Raw genomic sequence first — 19,757 nt, forward strand, 5'->3', positions numbered from 1 at the left:
CTGTATATCAACGCTACTAGGATTTAGGTCCGATGATGTAGTGTCAGCTTCACTGTTTGTATGGCTCTTGGTTAACTTTGTTAACTGAAAGTACATCAAACAGAATTAAGACGCCATGTGATTTCAGTAAGATCATGTGGTGGATGTGCAGAGGTTCGAACGTCAAGGACAGCAACGTAAGTTGCTTTCAACTTGAGAGTTTGATCCTGGCTCAGAACGAACGCTGGCGGCAGGCCTAACACATGCAAGTCGAGCGCTTACCTTCGGGTAGGAGCGGCGGACGGGTTAGTAACGCGTGGGAATATACCCTTCTCTATGGAATAGTCTCGGGAAACTGGGGGTAATACCATATACGCCCTTCGGGGGAAAGATTTATCGGAGAAGGATTAGCCCGCGTAAGATTAGATAGTTGGTGGGGTAATGGCCTACCAAGTCTACGATCTTTAGCTGGTTTGAGAGGATGATCAGCAACACTGGGACTGAGACACGGCCCAGACTCCTACGGGAGGCAGCAGTGGGGAATCTTAGACAATGGGCGCAAGCCTGATCTAGCCATGCCGCGTGAGTGACGAAGGTCTTAGGATCGTAAAGCTCTTTCGCCAGAGATGATAATGACAGTATCTGGTAAAGAAACCCCGGCTAACTCCGTGCCAGCAGCCGCGGTAATACGGAGGGGGTTAGCGTTGTTCGGAATTACTGGGCGTAAAGCGTACGTAGGCGGATTAGCAAGTAGGGGGTGAAATCCCAGGGCTCAACCCTGGAACTGCCTCCTAAACTGTTAGTCTAGAGTTCGAGAGAGGTGAGTGGAATTCCAAGTGTAGAGGTGAAATTCGTAGATATTTGGAGGAACACCAGTGGCGAAGGCGGCTCACTGGCTCGATACTGACGCTGAGGTACGAAAGTGTGGGGAGCAAACAGGATTAGATACCCTGGTAGTCCACACCGTAAACGATGAATGCCAGTCGTCGGGTTGCTTGCAACTCGGTGACACACCTAACGGATTAAGCATTCCGCCTGGGGAGTACGGTCGCAAGATTAAAACTCAAAGGAATTGACGGGGGCCCGCACAAGCGGTGGAGCATGTGGTTTAATTCGAAGCAACGCGCAGAACCTTACCAACCCTTGACATCCTTGGACCGCTAGAGAGATCTAGTTTTCTCGTAAGAGACCAAGTGACAGGTGCTGCATGGCTGTCGTCAGCTCGTGTCGTGAGATGTTCGGTTAAGTCCGGCAACGAGCGCAACCCACATCTTTAGTTGCCAGCAGGTTAAGCTGGGCACTCTAGAGAAACTGCCCGTGATAAGCGGGAGGAAGGTGTGGATGACGTCAAGTCCTCATGGCCCTTACGGGTTGGGCTACACACGTGCTACAATGGCATCAACAATGGGTTAATCCCTAAAAGATGTCTCAGTTCGGATTGGGGTCTGCAACTCGACCCCATGAAGTCGGAATCGCTAGTAATCGCGTAACAGCATGACGCGGTGAATACGTTCCCGGGCCTTGTACACACCGCCCGTCACACCATGGGAGTTGGATCTACCCGACGGCCGTGCGCTAACCTGCTTGCAGGAGGCAGCGGACCACGGTAGGCTCAGCGACTGGGGTGAAGTCGTAACAAGGTAGCCGTAGGGGAACCTGCGGCTGGATCACCTCCTTTCTAAGGATGTTTCTAGCAGTTTGAACTTGTTCTTACTCGTGAAACACTTAGCAGTGTCTGCAAACAAAGCAGACCAAATCAGGCACATCGTTTTCCTTCGATGTGACCTAGAGCCAGGCCGTCCTCATATCTCTTCAGTCTTTGTTCCCACCAAATGGAACATAACCTAATGGGGCGTTAGCTCAGCTGGGAGAGCACCTGCTTTGCAAGCAGGGGGTCATCGGTTCGATCCCGATACGCTCCACCAAGTTGGGTCGGTAGCTCAGGTGGTTAGAGCGCACGCCTGATAAGCGTGAGGTCGGAGGTTCAAGTCCTCCTCGACCCACCACGACGTTTGTTTGCAAACGGCGACGGGTGGCAGGTGAATGCGTCGCAATCACCGAGAGCCCTACAACGCGTCTTCAGGTAGAACAGAAAAACAAAAAGCATACAATTTGACCGTTAAGCAGCATCGCTGCTTTGCCGTCCAATTGGACGTTTTGATCTTCGGATCAAGTGACATCGTAAAGAGAGATACAACATCAGAATAGAGGCGCTCCGCGTTAGGAGTTAGCCAGATCTGGGGAGGGATCCGCATGGACCCCAATGATCCTTTGAAAATCTATTTTGTTCAAGTCAAGTACACTAACCGGAATGAGAGTAATCTCATTCGAATATTGACGGATACTGAACCAGTGGCCGTCAATACAATGTATGCATTTTTGATTAATGGGTCCTTTTACGTACAAAAGGGAGGACCCGCAGAAGAAGTCTGACTTTTTCTGGATCAAATCAAGCGCGAAAAGGGCGTTTGGTGGATGCCTTGGCAGTAAGAGGCGATGAAAGACGTGATACTCTGCGATAAGCCATGGGGAGCTGAGAATAAGCTTTGATCCATGGATTTCTGAATGGGGCAACCCACCTAATACTTTGTTATTATTGCAGCTCGCTGCACTTAATAACTTGGTAAACTAGGTATTTTTAACCTGAATACATAGGGTTAAAAAAGCAAACCCGGGGAACTGAAACATCTAAGTACCCGGAGGAAAGGAAATCAATAGATACTCCCCTAGTAGCGGCGAGCGAACGGGGACCAGCCGAGCCATGAGTGTGAATAGAATGTGTTGGAAAGCACAGCCATAGTGGGTGACAGCCCCGTATATGAAGCATGATTGGACGTATTAAGTAGGGCGGAACACGTGAAATTCTGTCTGAACATCGGAGGACCACCTTCGAAGGCTAAGTACTCCTTACTGACCGATAGCGAACCAGTACCGTGAGGGAAAGGTGAAAAGCACCCCGACGAGGGGAGTGAAACAGTTCCTGAAACCGAACGCCTACAAACAGTTGGAGGGTCCATGAGACCTGACAGCGTACCTTTTGTATAATGGGTCATCGACTTGGTCTCACAAGCAAGCTTAAGCCGTTAGGTGTAGGCGCAGCGAAAGCGAGTCTTAATAGGGCGAATGAGTTTGTGGGATCAGACCCGAAACCGAGTGATCTAGGCATGTCCAGGATGAAGGTAAGGTAACACTTACTGGAGGTCCGAACCCACACCTGTTGAAAAAGGTCGGGATGAGGTGTGCCTAGGGGTGAAAGGCCAATCAAACTCGGAGATAGCTGGTTCTCTGCGAAATCTATTTAGGTAGAGCGTCGGACGAATACCCTCGGGGGTAGAGCACTGAATGGGTAATGGGGGCCCACAGCCTTACTGATCCTAATCAAACTCCGAATACCGAGGAGTAATATCCGGCAGACACACAGCGGGTGCTAACGTCCGTTGTGGAGAGGGAAACAACCCTGACCTACGACTAAGGCCCCTAATTCATGGCTAAGTGGGAAAGCAGGTGGGACGACCAAAACAACCAGGAGGTTGGCTTAGAAGCAGCCATCCTTTAAAGATAGCGTAACAGCTCACTGGTCTAAATAAGTTGTCCTGCGGCGAAGATGTAACGGGGCTCAAGCCATGAGCCGAAGTCTAGGATGCAATTTATTGCATGGTAGCAGAGCGTAGTGTGACATAGTTCCATGCGTCTTTAGCCTTCTTCGGAAGGTGTTGGACGCAAGGAGCTTTCTGTGAAGCCGGCCTGTGAGGGATCCGGTGGAGAGATCACTAGTGAGAATGATGACATGAGTAGCGACAAAGGGAGTGAGAGACTCCCTCGCCGAAAATCCAAGGGTTCCTGCTTAAAGCTAATCTGAGCAGGGTGAGCCGACCCCTAAGGCGAGGCCGAAAGGCGTAGTCGATGGGAACCAGGTTAATATTCCTGGGCCATGGAGTGGTGACGGATCCCGGAAGTAGTTCATCCTTATTGGATTGAATGGGCTGCCAAGGGGTTCCTGGAAATAGCCCTCCTATAAGATCGTACCCTAAACCGACACAGGTGGATAGGTAGAGAATACCAAGGCGCTTGAGAGAACCACATTTAAGGAACTCGGCAAAATACCTCCGTAAGTTCGCGAGAAGGAGGCCCGGTAGATACGCAAGTGTTTGCCGGGGGCACAAACCAGGGGGTGGCGACTGTTTACTAAAAACACAGGGCTCTGCGAAGTCGTAAGACGACGTATAGGGTCTGACGCCTGCCCGGTGCCTGAAGGTTAAAAGGAGGAGTGCAAGCTCCGAATTGAAGCCCAGGTAAACGGCGGCCGTAACTATAACGGTCCTAAGGTAGCGAAATTCCTTGTCGGGTAAGTTCCGACCTGCACGAATGGCGTAACGACTTCCCCGCTGTCTCAAATGTGGACTCAGCGAAATTGAATTACCGGTCAAGATGCCGGTTACCCGCGGTTAGACGGAAAGACCCCATGCACCTTTACTATAGCTTCGCATTGGCATCAGACACAGTATGTGCAGGATAGGTGGTAGGCTTTGAAGCGGGAACGCCAGTTTCCGTGGAGCCACCCTTGAGATACCACCCTTATTCTGTTTGATGTCTAACCGCGGTCCGTTATCCGGATCCGGGACCCTGCGTGGTGGGTAGTTTGACTGGGGCGGTCGCCTCCTAAATTGTAACGGAGGCGCGCGAAGGTTGGCTCAGAGCGGTCGGAAATCGCTCGTTGAGTGCAATGGCAGAAGCCAGCCTGACTGCGAGACTGACAAGTCGAGCAGAGTCGAAAGACGGCCATAGTGATCCGGTGGTCCCGAGTGGAAGGGCCATCGCTCAACGGATAAAAGGTACGCTGGGGATAACAGGCTGATGGTGCCCAAGAGTCCATATCGACGGCACCGTTTGGCACCTCGATGTCGGCTCATCTCATCCTGGGGCTGGAGCAGGTCCCAAGGGTACGGCTGTTCGCCGTTTAAAGAGGTACGTGAGCTGGGTTTAGAACGTCGTGAGACAGTTCGGTCCCTATCTTCCGTGGGTGTAGGATACTTGAGAAGAGTTGCCCCTAGTACGAGAGGACCGGGGTGAACGATCCACTGGTGGATCTGTTGTCGCGCCAGCGGCAGTGCAGAGTAGCTATGATCGGACAGGATAACCGCTGAAGGCATCTAAGCGGGAAGCCCCCTTCAAAACAAGGTATCCCTGAGAGCCGAGGTAGACCACCTCGTCGATAGGCCAGAGATGTAAGCGCTGTAAGGCGTTCAGTTGACTGGTACTAATGGCTCGATAGGCTTGATTTGATCCAGTAAAAGTAAGACTTACTTTTGCTAGAACAAAGATACATACACACACAACACCATAAGCGTGTTTGACTTGAACAACGTTGTCCTCCCCTGCATAAGGGAGGGCGGCACTCTGATGTTGGCTTCTTTTTTGGTGTGGTGATCATAGCGCGAGCAAAACACCCGATCCCATCCCGAACTCGGCAGTTAAGTGCCGCTGCGCTGATGGTACTGCGTCTTAAGGCGTGGGAGAGTAAGTCATTGCCACACCTAATAAGAAGCCAAAACGTATCTCTCTACGATGAAAACAATACCTCTGTCGCGGGATGGAGCAGCCCGGTAGCTCGTCAGGCTCATAACCTGAAGGTCGTAGGTTCAAATCCTACTCCCGCAACCAATAAAAACCCAGTAATATCAACTAGTTACACGCCACCTTCGGGTGGCTTTTTGCGTTCCAGAAAAGCGCGGTGCTACGCTGGTGCTACGTTTGGAAGCATAGTGGAAGCAGTAGAGCGATGTTTGAAGGGCGGGGCGGAAAGCAGAAGTTCGCTGCGGCGGCGCATGAGAGTGTGCAAACGTTATTTGGGCGAACTGCTCTGCTGCTTTGTCAGTAATCAAAGCGACTGAACCCTTTTGACTCTCGGCGGGGTTTCCCCCAGTTGAAACCATCTTAAGGAGACTAGGGCGTTGGAGGCTAAATATGTGCTGACCGCAGCATCACTCAGGGTTGCATATGTCACTGCGATCAGCTTGATTGGCTTAATTAGTAACGAGACTAATATCTCCCAGAAGTCTAAATGAAATCTTACCCGCGCGTACGTATTGGTGAAAGAATGACAGAAAACCTTATAGAACTCTGTAGAAAGCTTCGTAATGGCGACGCAAACGAGGCCCAGACACGTCACGAAGTGATTGACACTGTCTTGCACGACATACTTGCTTGGCCCAGAGCTTTAACAAAAGTTGAGGATTACATTGCGCCAGGATTCTCGGATTATGTCCTTACCAAGCCAAACGGTGACCTTCTTTTCTTTGTCGAGGCTAAAAGAGCGGGCAAACAGTTCACTTTACCATTTCCACACAAAAAGGGCGAAACTCACTGCTATATGCCGATCAAAACGCTTCTCTCGGACGAAACTATCTGTTCTGTGATGAAGCAAGTTCGTGGATATTGCATGGATACAGGTTGCGAGTACGGTGCGGTAACGAACGGCAATGAATGGGTATGCTTCAAATGTTTTGAAAAAGGGAAACGGTGGGATCAACTAAAGGCACTTGTGATCCGTGGGCCAGATTTTTTCATCGATGATGAGATCAAGTCAAAAAACGTCTTTTCCTATATTGCCATAACAGAACACTCGTCCCTATCAACGCACTTGGCGAGCGCACCTCCGAAAGATCGACAAGTTTACGTCGCCAAAGATCGTATTGCAGCACACTCCCACCCCATCAACTCGAATAGACTTGCGACAACGTTACGCCCAATCGCCAATAGTAATTTTGGCGTGATCGAAGATCATCAAATCGAGCTAATGGATCGATGCTATGTGGCTGATCGTGGCTTTACGCAGGTCTTGACTGGAATGAGGTCAATTATCAGAGATTCCCTGACACCTTATTTTCAAGAATATGGTGTTGAGCAGTTAGAGGACACGGGAAAAGGCGGGGCATTTGGTGGCCGTCTTACAAAGAATATAAAAAATGTCAGAGGTGGAGAGGTTCTAATACTATTTGGTGGCAAAGGCGCTGGCAAGTCGACTTTCATCCGTCGTCTTCTTCGGCATACACCGCCGAAATGGTTGAAAGAAAACTCCGTTGCAGCTGTTGTCGATCTGTTGAACGTACCGGAGGAGAGGAGTAAGGTCTATTTCGAGATTTGGCGTCGCTTGGTCTCTGATCTAGATACCGAACAGCTCTTAAACGCCCCACGCGACACACTGCTTAACCATCTTTTCCAAGATCGTTTCGCCATAGCTTCTAAGCAAGAGTTATCAGGTCTCCCAAAAGCCGGTGAGTTGTACAATGATCGCCTTAATAGCTTAGTGTCGGAATGGAAAAAAGATCACAAATACTGCGCAGAGCGCCTTGCCGTGAATTGTATCGAAAACGGAAAGGGTGTGATTGTAGTTATTGACAACACGGATCAATACGGCGGTGAAATTCAAGATTACTGCTTCACAACGGCCCAAGAAATAGCTCGCAGTCTGTCGTGTGTAACCATTATTTCTATGCGCGAAGAGCGCTTCCATAACTCTAAGATTCACGGCGTACTTGATGCATTTCAGAACTCTGGGTTTCACTTAAGTTCACCAAAGCCATCAACCGTTTTTCTAAAGCGCCTCGAGTACACTATCGACATTTTGGAAAACCCTGCCCGAAGAGGGGAAATGACCTACGTTACCGATGAAGGCACAATCGCAGATTGCTGCTCCTATCTTCGCATTGTGGCTGATGGCATAAGAAAACCCAATTCTCCTCTGAATGCCTTTCTTACAGCTTGCGGGCATGGTGATATTCGCCTCACACTTGATTTATTCCGCTCCTTTCTTTTGTCAGGTTACACAAATGTACAAGAAATGTTGGATGCGGGGAGCTGGGTTTTTCAAATACACCAAGTGATTAAACCTGTAATGATCCCATCGAGATACTTTTACGATGAACAACTTAGTGACATCCCCAATATTTTTCAGGCGAGAGATAGCCGTCTGTCATCACACTTTACAAGCCTTAGAATTCTGCGCCGTCTTTCGAAAAATATTGGTGCAGGTTCTACGGAATTTATCGCCATGGCCGAGCTTCGCGCGTATTTCTCAGAAAAATTCAGAATGGTCTCTGACTTTAATCTATGCCTAGATATTCTTTTGCGACATGGGTTCATCGAAGCAAACAATCGCCTTGATTATTTTGATGAAAGTGTTGATCGCGTAAGAGTGACGAATTACGGCATCTATATGTTGTCAGATTTGGCTTTCAGCTTCACATATCTAGACCTTGTTTGCATCGACTGCAACTATTTCGATGAAGAGGCATGTAACAGCGTAGTTGGATTGGCAAACGAAGAATACAAGTTATTTTCGGACAGGAAAAGAACTGATCGAGTACGTGTTCGCTTGCGTAGGGCCGAAGCTTTTTTGAAATACCTCGTAGAGGAAGAGCAGCGAGAGATGGAAATATTCGACTTAAAAATCCCTGACGGGGAAAGTTTCGGCGAAAGGCTATCTGCCTTATTTGAGGTTGAAAAGCTACGAATTCTAGCCAGCGCAGAGAAGCAAAAATATATTCGAGGGAATTAGAAGGGAATTTTTGTTGTGATCTTCTAGCTTGAAAACTGGCCTATCTAAAGCAGGTAAGCGGTATTTTGTTGCAGTAGCTTTTCTCGTTCTTTGAATATCCATAGATGGCATACTGCAATGCAGCAGCGCCTAAGAAGTGAACGGCAGCTTAGGGCCGTAAGTCCCAAACACCAAATTCTATCGTCAGCATCGTCAGCATCGTCAGCGCTGACGGTTGCTGACGATGCTGACGATGCTGACGATCAATTATGCTCTTTCTATTCTGAGGATGCGTTCGCCGGAATGACCGCGACGGTCAAAGCTGATCTCGACCCCCATGCGTCGCAGGGGCGGGATAATCCTACGGATCGCGGCTGAGAGTTTGTTCTCTTGGCGCGGGAAGCTGTAGGGATCATCAGTGAGAAGCGGATAACGATTGCGCAGGGTGGTTTTTAACTCGGTCATAGTGCCGGACCAGCGCACGTCATCTTGCACTAGCTTTTGAATAGCCAAGCCAACGGGGTTGCCTTCAACCGTGGCGCGGTCGCCCGTTTCCCTATTTTCCGCGTAAGCCGCCAGAAACGCCCCCTGAGTCCATCCTAGGGCGGGTTCGGCTGCAGATACCCATTTGGCAAAGTCGGCCATCCTAGGCCGCTCTGAGAGTCGCACAGAGGCAAGGTTGGCCAGCGCCGTTGATACCGCGTCCAGTAAGCCCGCCAAAATGCGCGGCATGGCAGCGTCTAGGGCTTTGTTGAACTCGCCTTCAAAAGCGCGATCCGTGGGCGCAATGACGGGCAGGGTGACGACGATGGCGCGATCTGCCAGATCAGGGCGCCCCGCCAAGTCTGGAATACCGTTGAGCAAGCAAGGCCGCGTGGCGCTGAACAACATTTCATCTGCGTCCGTGTGCAGCTTGCGCGTCCCAAATCCGCCGCCCGTTGCAATCCGGCAAAACGCGTCTGCCATCATTGGTTTGATGGTCGAGAGATTATCAAAGGCCAGCACATGATTGTGCTTTGCTGCGATCACCAAATCTTGCTCTGAATTTGGCGCGCTACGGGCAACCGGATTGGCGGGGTCGATAAGATTACGTAGGACGCGCGCCGTTGTACTTTTAGCGCTGCCTTGCTCCCCGTTCAGGATCAAAATGGGATACGGGCCTTTGGGGTGGAAACAGCCAATCAGCCACGCAATCAGCATTTGGAAGTCAGCTTCATTGGCAGTGTTCAAGAATGGGCGCAGCAAGTTGATATCGCCGCCGCTCATGGCTGGGTGTGGCAGTGGTTGCATCGACCTTGCGCGGGTAAAACGGGCAGGGGGGTGATGAATGATCTGCCAGCCCTCGCTATTGATCGCGATAGCTTTCCAATCGTCGCAGCCGAGGTCTACGTAAAGCGTACGGCCCAAAGTTCCAATGCGGTTGAATACGGGATGCGTGTCACTGCCAAACAGCGCTTGGCCCTCGTAGGTCCGGCGCTGATCGTCGAGCGCGGATTGTGACAACATCTTTTCCGTGGCTTGGTAGTGCTGGAATGACAGGTATTTTTTGAATGTCGGTGACGCAATCGGCCAGTGTTCAAAATGGCCATCCAAGCGCAGCGTTGCATAGGGTTCACCGTCCGGTGTTTTCCAAACCTCAATATCTGCCAAATCAGATGCCGCTGGTGACGCCGTGTTGTTCGTGTCGGTTGGCGCGGTATTAGCGTTGGCCGCGTCCAGCGGTGCAGCGTAAGATAACAGGCGATCAATGAGCGCATTGCCCCAGCCTTCAGCAATCGCATCAGCGGCGTCCCAGCCTTTACAGTACATAGGGGAAGTGGCGGGTAAATTGCCCCCGCTATCTATCATTACATTACATAGGAGCGTTTCAGTGATCGGAACGACCTTTGGGACCGCCTCAAAATCCCTATGTAATGTAAGCGCGGCTTTTCCTACGTAAGATAAGCCAGGCGCGTCCAAATCGGGCCATAACATTACAGTACGTCTACATAGGGGAGACAGGTCCGCTTTACGCAACGCATTGCAGCCGCCGTAGGTCGTCGTGGCAAGGTATCCAAGCGCCGTTAAAGCGTCGGCGCATTTCTCGCCTTCGACCAAAACAACAGGTTCCGCCGGATCGGCTTGCATGAGCCTGTCGAGATTGTAGAGCGGTCGTGTCTCCGGTGCTTTCCACTCATTGCGGGTCACATCAAACGGCACAAAGAACTTGCCCCCGTCCGGCTTGTTAAACCGATTGGCGATCAAGACGGGTTCACCGTCCTGATTGCGGTAAATGTAGCTGGTATCAGGCTTGCCAGCTTTGGGGTGTGTGAGCGTTGCAAAAGTGTTGGTCATGCGGCAACTCCTAAAGATGCTGCAAGCTCTCGTGCAGCGGCAACTTGGGACAAACGGTTGAGATATGCGTATAGGCTGATCGGATCGCCCCCACGGTCATCAGTTGCAAAATCGGCCCAAAGCCCGTTCTCCACATTGATGCGGAAAGAGCCAGCGTGGCGATCTGCGCGGGTGGGGTTCAAAGCGACCCAATCATGCCCCTGCAAGCGACCTTCCGGCAACCACTGCGCAACAAGACTTGGCAAGCGCGGCAAGCAAACGGCGTTCACAGCGGCAAATTTAACATGTGTCCAATTGCGGCTCATGACAAATCCCCCTGTAGGCGGGACGTCACAAAAGTCGTTACGTCTTCGGGGCGGTAGCGCACCAAGCGCCCCGTTTTGACGTAGGGCAGGTTGTAGCGCTTTGTGCAGCGCCAAACATTCAGCGTTTCTTTTGAAACACCCAAATATGCCGCAACTTCGTCGGGCGTCATCAGGTGAGGTGTTTGTAGTTTAGCCATGTTAAATAATCTCCATTATGGTTGGTTTATGGAGATTATTGTGAATGTTTTGATGCGTTTAAGCCAACAAACCTGATCGCAAAAGTGGGGCGTCAAACCGCTCCCGACTCCTGCGATACATTACGCAAAACGGAAAACGCCGCATGCGTTACGTCATTTTCCTGAGTGCTGTTACAATCCGTTGCCGCGTCACGTCACCGTCGAAAGGGCGCAATACAAGTTCCACAACATCAACAGCATTTGAGATGGTTTGGCCCTGATCGCGATGGTGCATCCCCTCTGTAAATGGATGCGGTGAGGCTTGCTGCCAGTATTCTTTGAACGTGGTTAGGAACTGTTGCAGAGCATGGTCCTTTGGTATCCGCCGTTCCGCTGATCGCTTGCGGTACTCCAGCATGTTTTCTGCCAGTTCTTCATCAGTATCGAGGCGAATATCGGGTTCATCACCGATATCTTCTAAAATATAGGGCTTCGGCTTGCGTAAAATTGCATCTTCAACGCCGATTTGCAGATCAACGAGCAATTCGCAGAAATGACCAAACGAGCGGCGATCATTTCCAACAAGGTCGGCAAGCGTGTCACCTTTGGGTAAGTTGTGAAGCGCCCCTAAATTCCTCACAGCCTTTTGCACACGTCCAACAAGGGCAGGGTGGTCCATCACATCAAACAATGCGTCATAAAGCGCCTGTGCTTTGTTCGTAACCGCATCCAAGGCACGATTGTCCTCTTTCTCGGATTTCTGGAGCATGCGCTCTAATGCACCGTCGATGTAAGCATCTAACGCATCGCAAAGCGCGAGTTTCAGGGTTTCAATATCCACATTCTGAGGCACGACTTGAATGAGCGCCGCAATCGCATCTAGTGGCAATCGCTCTACAAAAGCTGATATTTGCGGGGCGGCTGCATCGTTAAAATCAAAGTTAAGCAATGGATAATGGGCATTATTCAGCACTGTCAGAGTCTCCGTCTTGATCGCCGCGATATCCAAACATCGCTTCAGTGGCTTTGTTGACGCTTTCGCGCACCGGATCAAGATTTAGACGGGCGTAAATCGCGGTCGATTGTTGGCTGCGATGCCCAAGCGATTTGCCAATGATATATCCATTGGCTCCGGTCGCCGCCTGATAGCTGCCCAACGTCCGGCGCAGATCGTGGATGCGCAGGTTTTCAATACCAGCCTCGGTCAAGATGCGCTCCCATGCCTTTTTAGGATCGGCCAAGTGTCCGCTTTTGCCGGACCCTTCAAACACCCAAGGGCTTTCCGATACCAGCTTACGGGCGGTCAAAATGTCCATTGCCTCTTTTGGCAGGTGGATGGTTTGCGCGTCACCATTCTTGGTCATTTCAATGCGCCACGTTTCAGCGGCAAAATTGATATCTCGCCAGCACATCGCAAGCGTGTTGGATTTACGCGCCCCCGTCAAAAGCGAGATCATAAAGAAATCACGTGCCGCCGCGTTTGGCTCATTGGCCAGCGCCGCAAAGAAGCGGGGCAACTCGTCGGGTTGTAAAAACCTATCGCGGCTTTGCTCTTTGAATTTCTTGATGCCAACAGCGGGATTTTGCCCCTGCCAGCCCCATTCAATAGCCTTGTTAAAGATCGACCGTATCCGCTCCAGCAAGCGGTTGGCCTGATACAAGCCATTCTCTTTGCCGATCTTGGCGTGCAGCCGTTCAATTTCAGCGCGGTCAAACGATGATATCTTGCGCTTAAACCAGCGCGATAAAAACTTGTTCACCTCGCGTTCGTCGTAAGCCCACGACCGTTTATGCACCTTTGAATACTTTTCCAGATATTCGGTAAACAGCGCCCCAAAAGTCATTTCATCGCGGATTGCGCGTTTGTCTTTCTGCGGGTTGGCTCCGGTGGCGATATCACCTTTCGCAGCCGTCGCCAGCTTACGGGCGTTTTCAATGCTGATATCGGGGAAGCGTCCCAACAAGAGCCGCTCCGGTCGCCCTTCAATCCGTTTGTAGAGATAGAAGGTTTTGGTCCCAGCGGGTGTGACCGCCAACAACAAGCCTTTCTCGCGCTCGTCGTAGTAATAATCCTTCACCCCTTTCTTGGCAGCTGGAGCCTTCAACAAAGCGGCTTTCGTGAAGTTCAAATGATGACTGGCCAAACCGCTCTCCTAAATCCGGTGCTACACTGGTGCTACGCTGGTGCTACACTTTGGAGCAATTTTGGGCAATGTCGGACAACGTAGAGAGTGTTTATATGTCTCTTAACATATTGATAAATATACAAAGAAATACGTTCAGCAATTTACGTCAATGAGTGGCCGGTGAGGCTCATAACCTGAAGGTCGTAGGTTCAAATCCTACTCCCGCAACCAAATTGTATCAAATAATATCAATACGTTACACGCCACCGCAAGGTGGCTTTTTGCGTTCCCTGTCTGACGTCAGCGCCTATGGGACCAAATAGCGTTATTTGATAAGAGAGTGTTTCTGGCTCATCGTCACCACTGAGGAGTGGAAGATGAGACAAACAACGACGAGCCCTGGCGAGAAGATCGTCAAAGACATCAAACGCGCCACGCGCAAGCATTACTCATCCGAAGAGAAGATCAGGATCGTTCTGGATGGTCTGCGTGGTGAAGACAGCATTGCAGAGCTGTGCCGCCGTGAGGGTATCTCTCAGGGCATTTACTACAAATGGTCCAAGGACTTCATGGAAGCCGGAAAGCGGCGCCTTGCGGGCGATACGGCACGTGCGGCGAACACTGACGAGGTGAAGGATCTGCGCCGTGAGGCCCATGATCTCAAGGAAGTTGTGGCGGAACAAACGCTCGAACTCCGTTTGCTTAAAAAAAGCATGCTGGGCGATGGGGGCAACCACGAATGAGATATCCTGCATCTGAGAAACTGGAGATCATCCGGCTGGTCGAGGAAAGCCACCTGTCAGCACGGCTCACGTTGGCAAAGCTGGGCATTCCCCGCACCACATTCTACCGTTGGTATGATCGATATTTGCGGCGTGGCGAAGTTGGACTGCAGGATCAATCGCCGAAGCCCAAACACGTCTGGAACCGCATTCCTGACGAGGTGCGGCGCAAGGTCGTGAAGTTGGCGCTGAAAGAAACCGAGTTGTCGCCACGTGAACTGGCCGTGACGTTCACGGATCGAGAAAGCTATTTCGTATCAGAGGCTTCGACGTATCGGATTTTGAAGGCGCACGATCTGATCACCAGCCCAGCGTTTATCGTTATAAAGGCGGCGAGCGAGTTCAAAGACAAAACCACGGGCATCAATCAGTTGTGGCAGACGGACTTCACATATCTGAAGATCATCGGATGGGGCTGGTTTTATCTCAGCACGATCCTCGATGACTACAGCCGATATATAATCTCGTGGAAACTTTGCACCAACATGAGAACCCAAGACGTGACGGACACATTGGACTTGGCTTTGGCAGCGTCGGGATGTGACCAAGTTCATGTCGTCCACAAACCTCGCCTGCTGAGTGATAACGGCTCCAGCTACGTCTCGGGGGAGCTGGCGGAATGGTTGAAAGACAAGGATATGAAGCACAGCCGTGGCGCGCCCTATCATCCTCAAACGCAGGGCAAGATCGAGCGGTGGCATCAGACCTTGAAGAACCGCATCCTGCTGGAAAACTACTTCCTACCCGGCGATCTTGAGGCTCAGATCGAAGCCTTCGTAGACCACTACAATCACCAGCGTTACCACGAGAGCCTGAACAACGTTACACCCGCCGACGTATACTTCGGACGCGACAAAGCCATTCTACAGCAACGGGAAAGGATCAAACGTAAGACGCTCGAAACGCGACGCTTGCATCACAGACAACACGCCGCATAATGCAACCAACCAGATGAGCCGAACTCTCTCTTAGTCTAGGCCGCCTTTGGTGCCAAAAACCCTGACGACGGACAACCAAAGTTACGCGCACCAGCAGCTCCCTTATCGCCTTTGTTTGTTACTACCTTTAAGCGGGCATCAGTAAACTTGTTTCGCAAGGCATCCTCAGCGGTATCAGACCTATCATCCACTACAATCACCTCGCCGTCATAGGGGCATGCAGTAAGTGCAGATTGAGGTGCCCCTAACTTCCTAGACGCCTGCCTCGTTCATTTTCTGCTGTTTCATTTCATAGTCAACCGGTGACAGCATGCCGTTGTTCGTGTGCTTGCGTGTAGGGTTGTAGAACATCTCGATGTAATCGAACACATCCTGCCTTGCGGCGTCGCGTGTGAGGTATGTTCGCCGCCTAATGCGCTCCCGCTTCAAAAGCTGGAAGAAGCTTTCTGCGACCGCGTTGTCATGACAATTCCCACGTCTGCTCATGCTGGCAACCAGATTGTGTTTGCTAAGGAACGACTGCCACTCTTTGCCAGTGAACTGTGAACCTTGGTCTGAATGGATCATGACTTTTTGCTTTGGTTTGCGCCGCCAAACAGCAGCCAACAAGGCTTGCAAGGCCAGGTCAGTTGTCATGCGAGATTGCATCGACCAACCAACGACACGTCGTGAAAACAGATCGATGACCACAGCGAGATATGACCAGCCTTCATGGGTTCTGATGTAGGTAATGTCGGTCACCCAAACCGCGTCAGGTGCCGCAACCTCAAACTGTCTGTCCAGCGTGTTGTCAGCGACAACAGCAGGTTTGCCGCCATAGCGACTAGGCCGACGCTTGTACCGATCTGTGCTGTGATGCCCGCAAGGCTAGCCAATCGTGCCACACGGTTCTCGGAGCAGGTCTCGCCAGCATCACGTAGATCATCGGCCAGCTTCCGATAGCCATAGACCTTCCCGCTATCTGTCCATGCTTGGTGGATCAGCTCTGTCTGCCGCGCATCTTCAAGCGCGCGTACGCTTAACGGTTCTTTAAGCCATGCATAGAACCCGCTGAAATGCACAGCCAGCACACGACACATCGACCGCACCGAAAACTCCGCACGATGACCCTCAATAAACGCGTACCTCACTGAGACTCTCGCGCGAAGTACGCGGTCGCCTTTTTTAAGATTGTGCGTTCCTCGGTGACGCGGGCCAGCTCTCGCTTCAACCGTCTGATCTCAGCAGCCTGCTCCGCAACCTCCGATCTGACATGGCGACTTCGCAAATTGCGCCTTCCAAGTGTACAGCGACTTGGTGCTTATCCCTAGCCGCTCGGCGACTTCGCTGACCGCATATCCACGCTCAACAACCTGCGCCACAGCGTCCTGTTTGAACTCGTCTGTAAACCGTATTCCTTTGGTCATATCCGTCTCTCCTTGGTTCCAAAATTACCAAGCAAAGCGTCTACAAATCTAGGGGCACCTCAGATTGAACGGCTCGGCCTAAAAGCAGGGGGCGGTTATATGTTGGAATAATGATAGATATCATACGTAAAATATTTCCTCTCGTGGCATCGTATTCATCTGGCCTAACTGACATTGACCTATTTGGGCTCACAGTTCTAGAGCATTAGTAATCCCAAGCTTATCTGCACATTTCGGGGCCAAAAAGGACTGGACCTGTCGCGGTTTGATGCCGCTCCTTTGATAGCATTTACTGCAATAAAGGAGATTGACTATGGGACTGAAACGGACGGACGAATTCCGCCAAGATGCGGTGCGCATCGCGCTGACCAGTGGGCTGACACGCAAGCAAGTGGCTGGCGATCTTAGCGTCGGGATGTCGACGCTGAACAAATGGATCACGGCACATCGAGACAAAGAGGTGGTGTCGAAAGAAGATTTGGGACTGGCTCAAGAGAATGACCGCCTCCGGCGCGAGAACCGTATTCTCAAGGAGGAGCGGTAAATCTTAAAAAAGGCCACGGTGCGCCGACCGCAGGGTATTGCGCAGCAATGTCCCGAGAGGGATCTTTGCAAGCCAAAAGCCGTGAGGTTTAAGTTTATCGAAGAACACCGATTTGCATTTTCTATCGGACGCATGTGTCGCGTGATGGATGTGAGTCCACGCGGTTTGCGTGCGTTCCGTAGTTGCCCTGCCAGCCGCCGCCAACGATCCGATCTTGTCACGCTGGCCCATATTAAGGAACAGTCGCGTCTCAGTCTGGGCAGTTACGGACGTCCACGAATGACAGAGGAGCTGAAGGAGATCGGCCTGAATGTCGGCCACCGTTGCGTAGGGCGTTTAATGCGCCAGAACGGCATTGCCGTTGTTAGAACGCGCAAACACAAGGCGATAACCACTGCCCGGCAGGCGATTGCAAAGCAATCTGCCGAGAGGGGGACAGCAATCATAAGTTCAACATTGCGCCAAACCTGCTGGATCGTAACTTCACGGCTGATCAACCAAACCAGAAATGGGCCGGTGACATCACGTATATCCGGACGCGCGAAGGATGGCTGTATCTCGCTGTAATACTGGACCTGCATTCAAGGCGCGTGATCGGTTGGGCGGTGAGCAACAGGATGAAGCGGGACCTGGCGATCCGGGCATTGAACATGGCCATCGCCTTCCGAGCGCCGCCAAAGGGCTGCATCCATCACACGGATCGCGGGTCGCAATACTGTTCGCACGACTATCAAAAAATCCTGAGACAGCACGGCTTCAAAGTGTCCATGAGTGGAAAGGGAAATTGCTATGACTGTGAGTATGGTATTGCGGCTTGATGGCCTGACCCATGCTACGATTGACTGCGTGTCATTGCGTTGACGTGTCGACCGTCAAGTCGCCCCGGCAACGGGCGAGATGTGACTTTATAGGAGCCTGACGGTCAGCGTACCATCACAGTCCTGTCCCCTCGGATCGGTGCCTGGGCATTCTTAGCAATGAGGGCATCATGAAGACTACACATCCAATCATTATTGGCATCGACACACACAAAGCAACACATGTTGCCGTCGCAATCGATACGCAAGGCACCCGTTTGGCCGCATTATCTATACCCACCAATCCCAAAGGGTATTTGGAGCTGGAACGCTGGTCGCAGTCTTTTGGGGACGTTCTAGCATTCGGAATCGAAGGGACTGGTTCGTATGGTGCGGGCCTATCCCGGTCTTTGTTGGCTCAAGGCCACAATGTCATTGAGGTCACACGACCAAACCGACAGCTGCGATACACGCAAGGTAAAACAGACAGTTTGGACGCAGAGGGCGCTGCACGATCCGTTCTTTCTGGGCAGGCAACAGCGCGACCCAAGACACAAACAGGGTCATCCGAAATGATCAGACATTTGAAGATTGCACGCGATACTGGCGTTAAATCACGCTCACAGGCGATGGTAACGCTGAAGACGTTGATCATTAATGCACCTGCTGATCTTCGGGAGGCACTGGATCCAATTCGAGGGAAAGTCGCGTTGATCCGGCATATTGCGGCCTTTCGGCCTGGCGATATCGACACGCCATTGGCCTCAGCAAAAGCCGCCATGCGGGCATTGGCGCGCCGGTGGCTGTGGCTGCATGAAGAAATTATTGCCCACGACAAGGAACTGGAACGCCTTGTCACCGAACGCGCACCAGACCTGATGGCATCTCATGGGATAGCAACACTGACAATCGCAGAGATGCTAATCCTCGTTGGCGACGACCCAACGCGCATCCGTTCGGAAGCAGCATTGGCAAAGCTCTGCGGTGTTTGCCCAATCCCAGCTTCCAGCGGCAAAACACACCGCTTCCGGTTAAACAGAGGCGGCAATCGACAGGCCAACGCAGCACTCAATCGTGTTGCTATCGTTAGAATGCGAAGCCACCAACCGAAACTTGCATATGTCAAGAAACGCACGAAAGACGGGAAGAGCAAAAGCGAGATAATTCGATGCCTGAAACGCTACATCGTCCGCGAAATCTACAGCCAGCTCTGTGTATCGAAAACAGATCAAATCGCAACTTGACGAATATAGGAGCTTCAATGCGGTTGTCGAAACGTTCTTCAAAACCATCAAAGCGGAATTGATCTGGCGCGATACATGGGAAACCCGCAGAAAGGCTGAGATGCCATCTTCGAATACATCAACGGGTTCTACAATCCGCGACGCCGCCACTCAGCATTGGGTTGGAAAAGCCCGGTCGCCTTCGAACGCAAGGTGGCTTAAACGAGCACTTGGGGCGGCACGAAAGCGCGACAGCTCCATCCCTAGCGAATTACGTAGACGACCATTGTACTCGGCCAATGGCGGAAATTGGTCTCATCGTTTTTTAGTATGTCACGCTCATCGGAAACCCGGGCGAGTTCCTTCTTTAAGCGCCTAATCTCTTCAGCTTAGTCGGCGGTCTCGATGATCTGCTTGCGCGGTTGCGAAAACTGGCCCTTCCACGTGTAAAGTGACTTGGTGCTGACACCTAATCGCTCCGAAACGTCGCTAGGTGCGGGAATGATAAATTAAAGGCGTCAGCACCCGTAGGGTAGATTTGATAATTTGAATAAGGGAGAGTTTCTGGTTCATCTTTTCGATTAGACGATAGATCAGGAGCAACCGGCGCA

Annotated in this window: 8 protein-coding genes, 3 tRNA genes, 3 rRNA genes and 4 pseudogenes; 11 read left to right on the forward strand and 7 right to left on the reverse strand. The window is 51.4% G+C overall.

Annotation, left to right across the window (positions count from 1 at the left end):
* The first annotated feature begins 188 nt into the window (after positions 1–188).
* The 7 genes from ACXLHR_RS00385 to ACXLHR_RS00415 all read left to right on the forward strand — a co-directional run bounded on the left by ACXLHR_RS00385 (position 189) and on the right by ACXLHR_RS00415 (position 8,536).
* Positions 189–1,657, forward strand: a 16S ribosomal RNA gene (locus ACXLHR_RS00385).
* 171 nt (positions 1,658–1,828) lie between these two features.
* Positions 1,829–1,904, forward strand: a tRNA-Ala gene (locus ACXLHR_RS00390).
* A 4-nt stretch (positions 1,905–1,908) separates the two neighbouring features.
* A tRNA-Ile gene (locus tag ACXLHR_RS00395) sits at positions 1,909–1,985 on the forward strand.
* 441 nt (positions 1,986–2,426) lie between these two features.
* Positions 2,427–5,261 (forward strand): 23S ribosomal RNA (locus ACXLHR_RS00400).
* Positions 5,262–5,398: 137 nt separating this feature from the next.
* A 5S ribosomal RNA gene (gene rrf / locus ACXLHR_RS00405) occupies positions 5,399–5,513 on the forward strand.
* Together the 16S, 23S and 5S rRNA genes with 3 tRNA genes alongside form the textbook arrangement of a ribosomal RNA operon.
* Positions 5,514–5,563: 50 nt before the next feature.
* Positions 5,564–5,640, forward strand: a tRNA-Met gene (locus ACXLHR_RS00410).
* Between the two features lie 436 nt (positions 5,641–6,076).
* Complete coding sequence (locus ACXLHR_RS00415; protein ID WP_458789587.1) at positions 6,077–8,536, forward strand: hypothetical protein; 2,460 nt, start codon at positions 6,077–6,079, stop codon at positions 8,534–8,536.
* Positions 8,537–8,782: 246 nt separating this feature from the next.
* Here ACXLHR_RS00415 and ACXLHR_RS00420 read toward each other — a convergent pair whose 3' ends face one another.
* From ACXLHR_RS00420 to ACXLHR_RS00440, 5 genes are all read right to left on the reverse strand, one after another.
* Positions 8,783–10,849 (reverse strand): P-loop NTPase family protein, encoded by a 2,067-nt coding sequence (locus ACXLHR_RS00420; RefSeq protein ID WP_458789588.1) that lies wholly within the window; start codon positions 10,847–10,849, stop codon positions 8,783–8,785.
* The gene (locus tag ACXLHR_RS00425; protein WP_458789589.1) at positions 10,846–11,154 is read right to left on the reverse strand and encodes a hypothetical protein; all 309 of its coding nucleotides are present in this window, start codon (positions 11,152–11,154) and stop codon (positions 10,846–10,848) included. The genes ACXLHR_RS00420 and ACXLHR_RS00425 overlap by 4 nt, the downstream gene beginning before the upstream one ends.
* Positions 11,151–11,351 carry a helix-turn-helix domain-containing protein gene (locus ACXLHR_RS00430; RefSeq protein ID WP_458789590.1) on the reverse strand — a complete coding sequence of 67 codons (201 nt, stop codon included), beginning with the start codon at positions 11,349–11,351 and terminating at the stop codon, positions 11,151–11,153. Before ACXLHR_RS00430 ends, ACXLHR_RS00425 begins: the two co-directional genes overlap by 4 nt.
* Before the next feature lie 148 nt (positions 11,352–11,499).
* Entirely contained in the window at positions 11,500–12,279 is a 780-nt protein-coding gene (locus ACXLHR_RS00435; protein WP_458789591.1) for a hypothetical protein, read from the reverse strand.
* A gap of 13 nt (positions 12,280–12,292) precedes the next feature.
* On the reverse strand, positions 12,293–13,474 hold the full coding sequence (locus tag ACXLHR_RS00440; RefSeq protein WP_458789592.1) for a tyrosine-type recombinase/integrase: 1,182 nt from the start codon (positions 13,472–13,474) through the stop codon (positions 12,293–12,295).
* Positions 13,475–13,833: 359 nt separating this feature from the next.
* On the opposite strand from ACXLHR_RS00440, the gene ACXLHR_RS00445 reads away from it, so the two are divergent.
* Positions 13,834–15,176, forward strand: a protein-coding gene (locus ACXLHR_RS00445) for an IS3 family transposase (protein WP_458789593.1) whose coding sequence is annotated in 2 segments (ribosomal slippage) — positions 13,834–14,161 and positions 14,161–15,176 — 1,344 coding nt in all. Because the reading frame shifts where the segments join, the coding sequence is not laid out codon by codon here.
* Between the two features lie 35 nt (positions 15,177–15,211).
* Here the strand turns inward: ACXLHR_RS00445 and ACXLHR_RS00450 are convergent.
* Positions 15,212–15,397 (reverse strand): annotated as a pseudogene (locus ACXLHR_RS00450) (glycosyltransferase); the annotation flags it as partial.
* Between the two features lie 31 nt (positions 15,398–15,428).
* Positions 15,429–16,582: pseudogene (locus tag ACXLHR_RS00455) on the reverse strand (IS3 family transposase).
* Positions 16,583–16,895: 313 nt separating this feature from the next.
* Between ACXLHR_RS00455 and ACXLHR_RS00460 the strand changes: the two are divergent.
* The 3 genes and pseudogenes from ACXLHR_RS00460 to ACXLHR_RS00470 form a co-directional block, all read left to right on the forward strand.
* A pseudogene (locus ACXLHR_RS00460) lies at positions 16,896–17,920 on the forward strand (IS3 family transposase); the annotation flags it as partial.
* Positions 17,921–18,114: 194 nt separating this feature from the next.
* A complete protein-coding gene (locus tag ACXLHR_RS00465; protein ID WP_458789594.1) occupies positions 18,115–19,167 on the forward strand; it encodes an IS110 family RNA-guided transposase in 1,053 nt (350 codons plus the stop codon).
* A gap of 16 nt (positions 19,168–19,183) precedes the next feature.
* Positions 19,184–19,368: pseudogene (locus tag ACXLHR_RS00470) on the forward strand (IS3 family transposase); the annotation flags it as partial.
* Between the last annotated feature and the right edge of the window lie 389 nt (positions 19,369–19,757).

The organism is Yoonia sp. MH D7 (genome assembly GCF_054439475.1).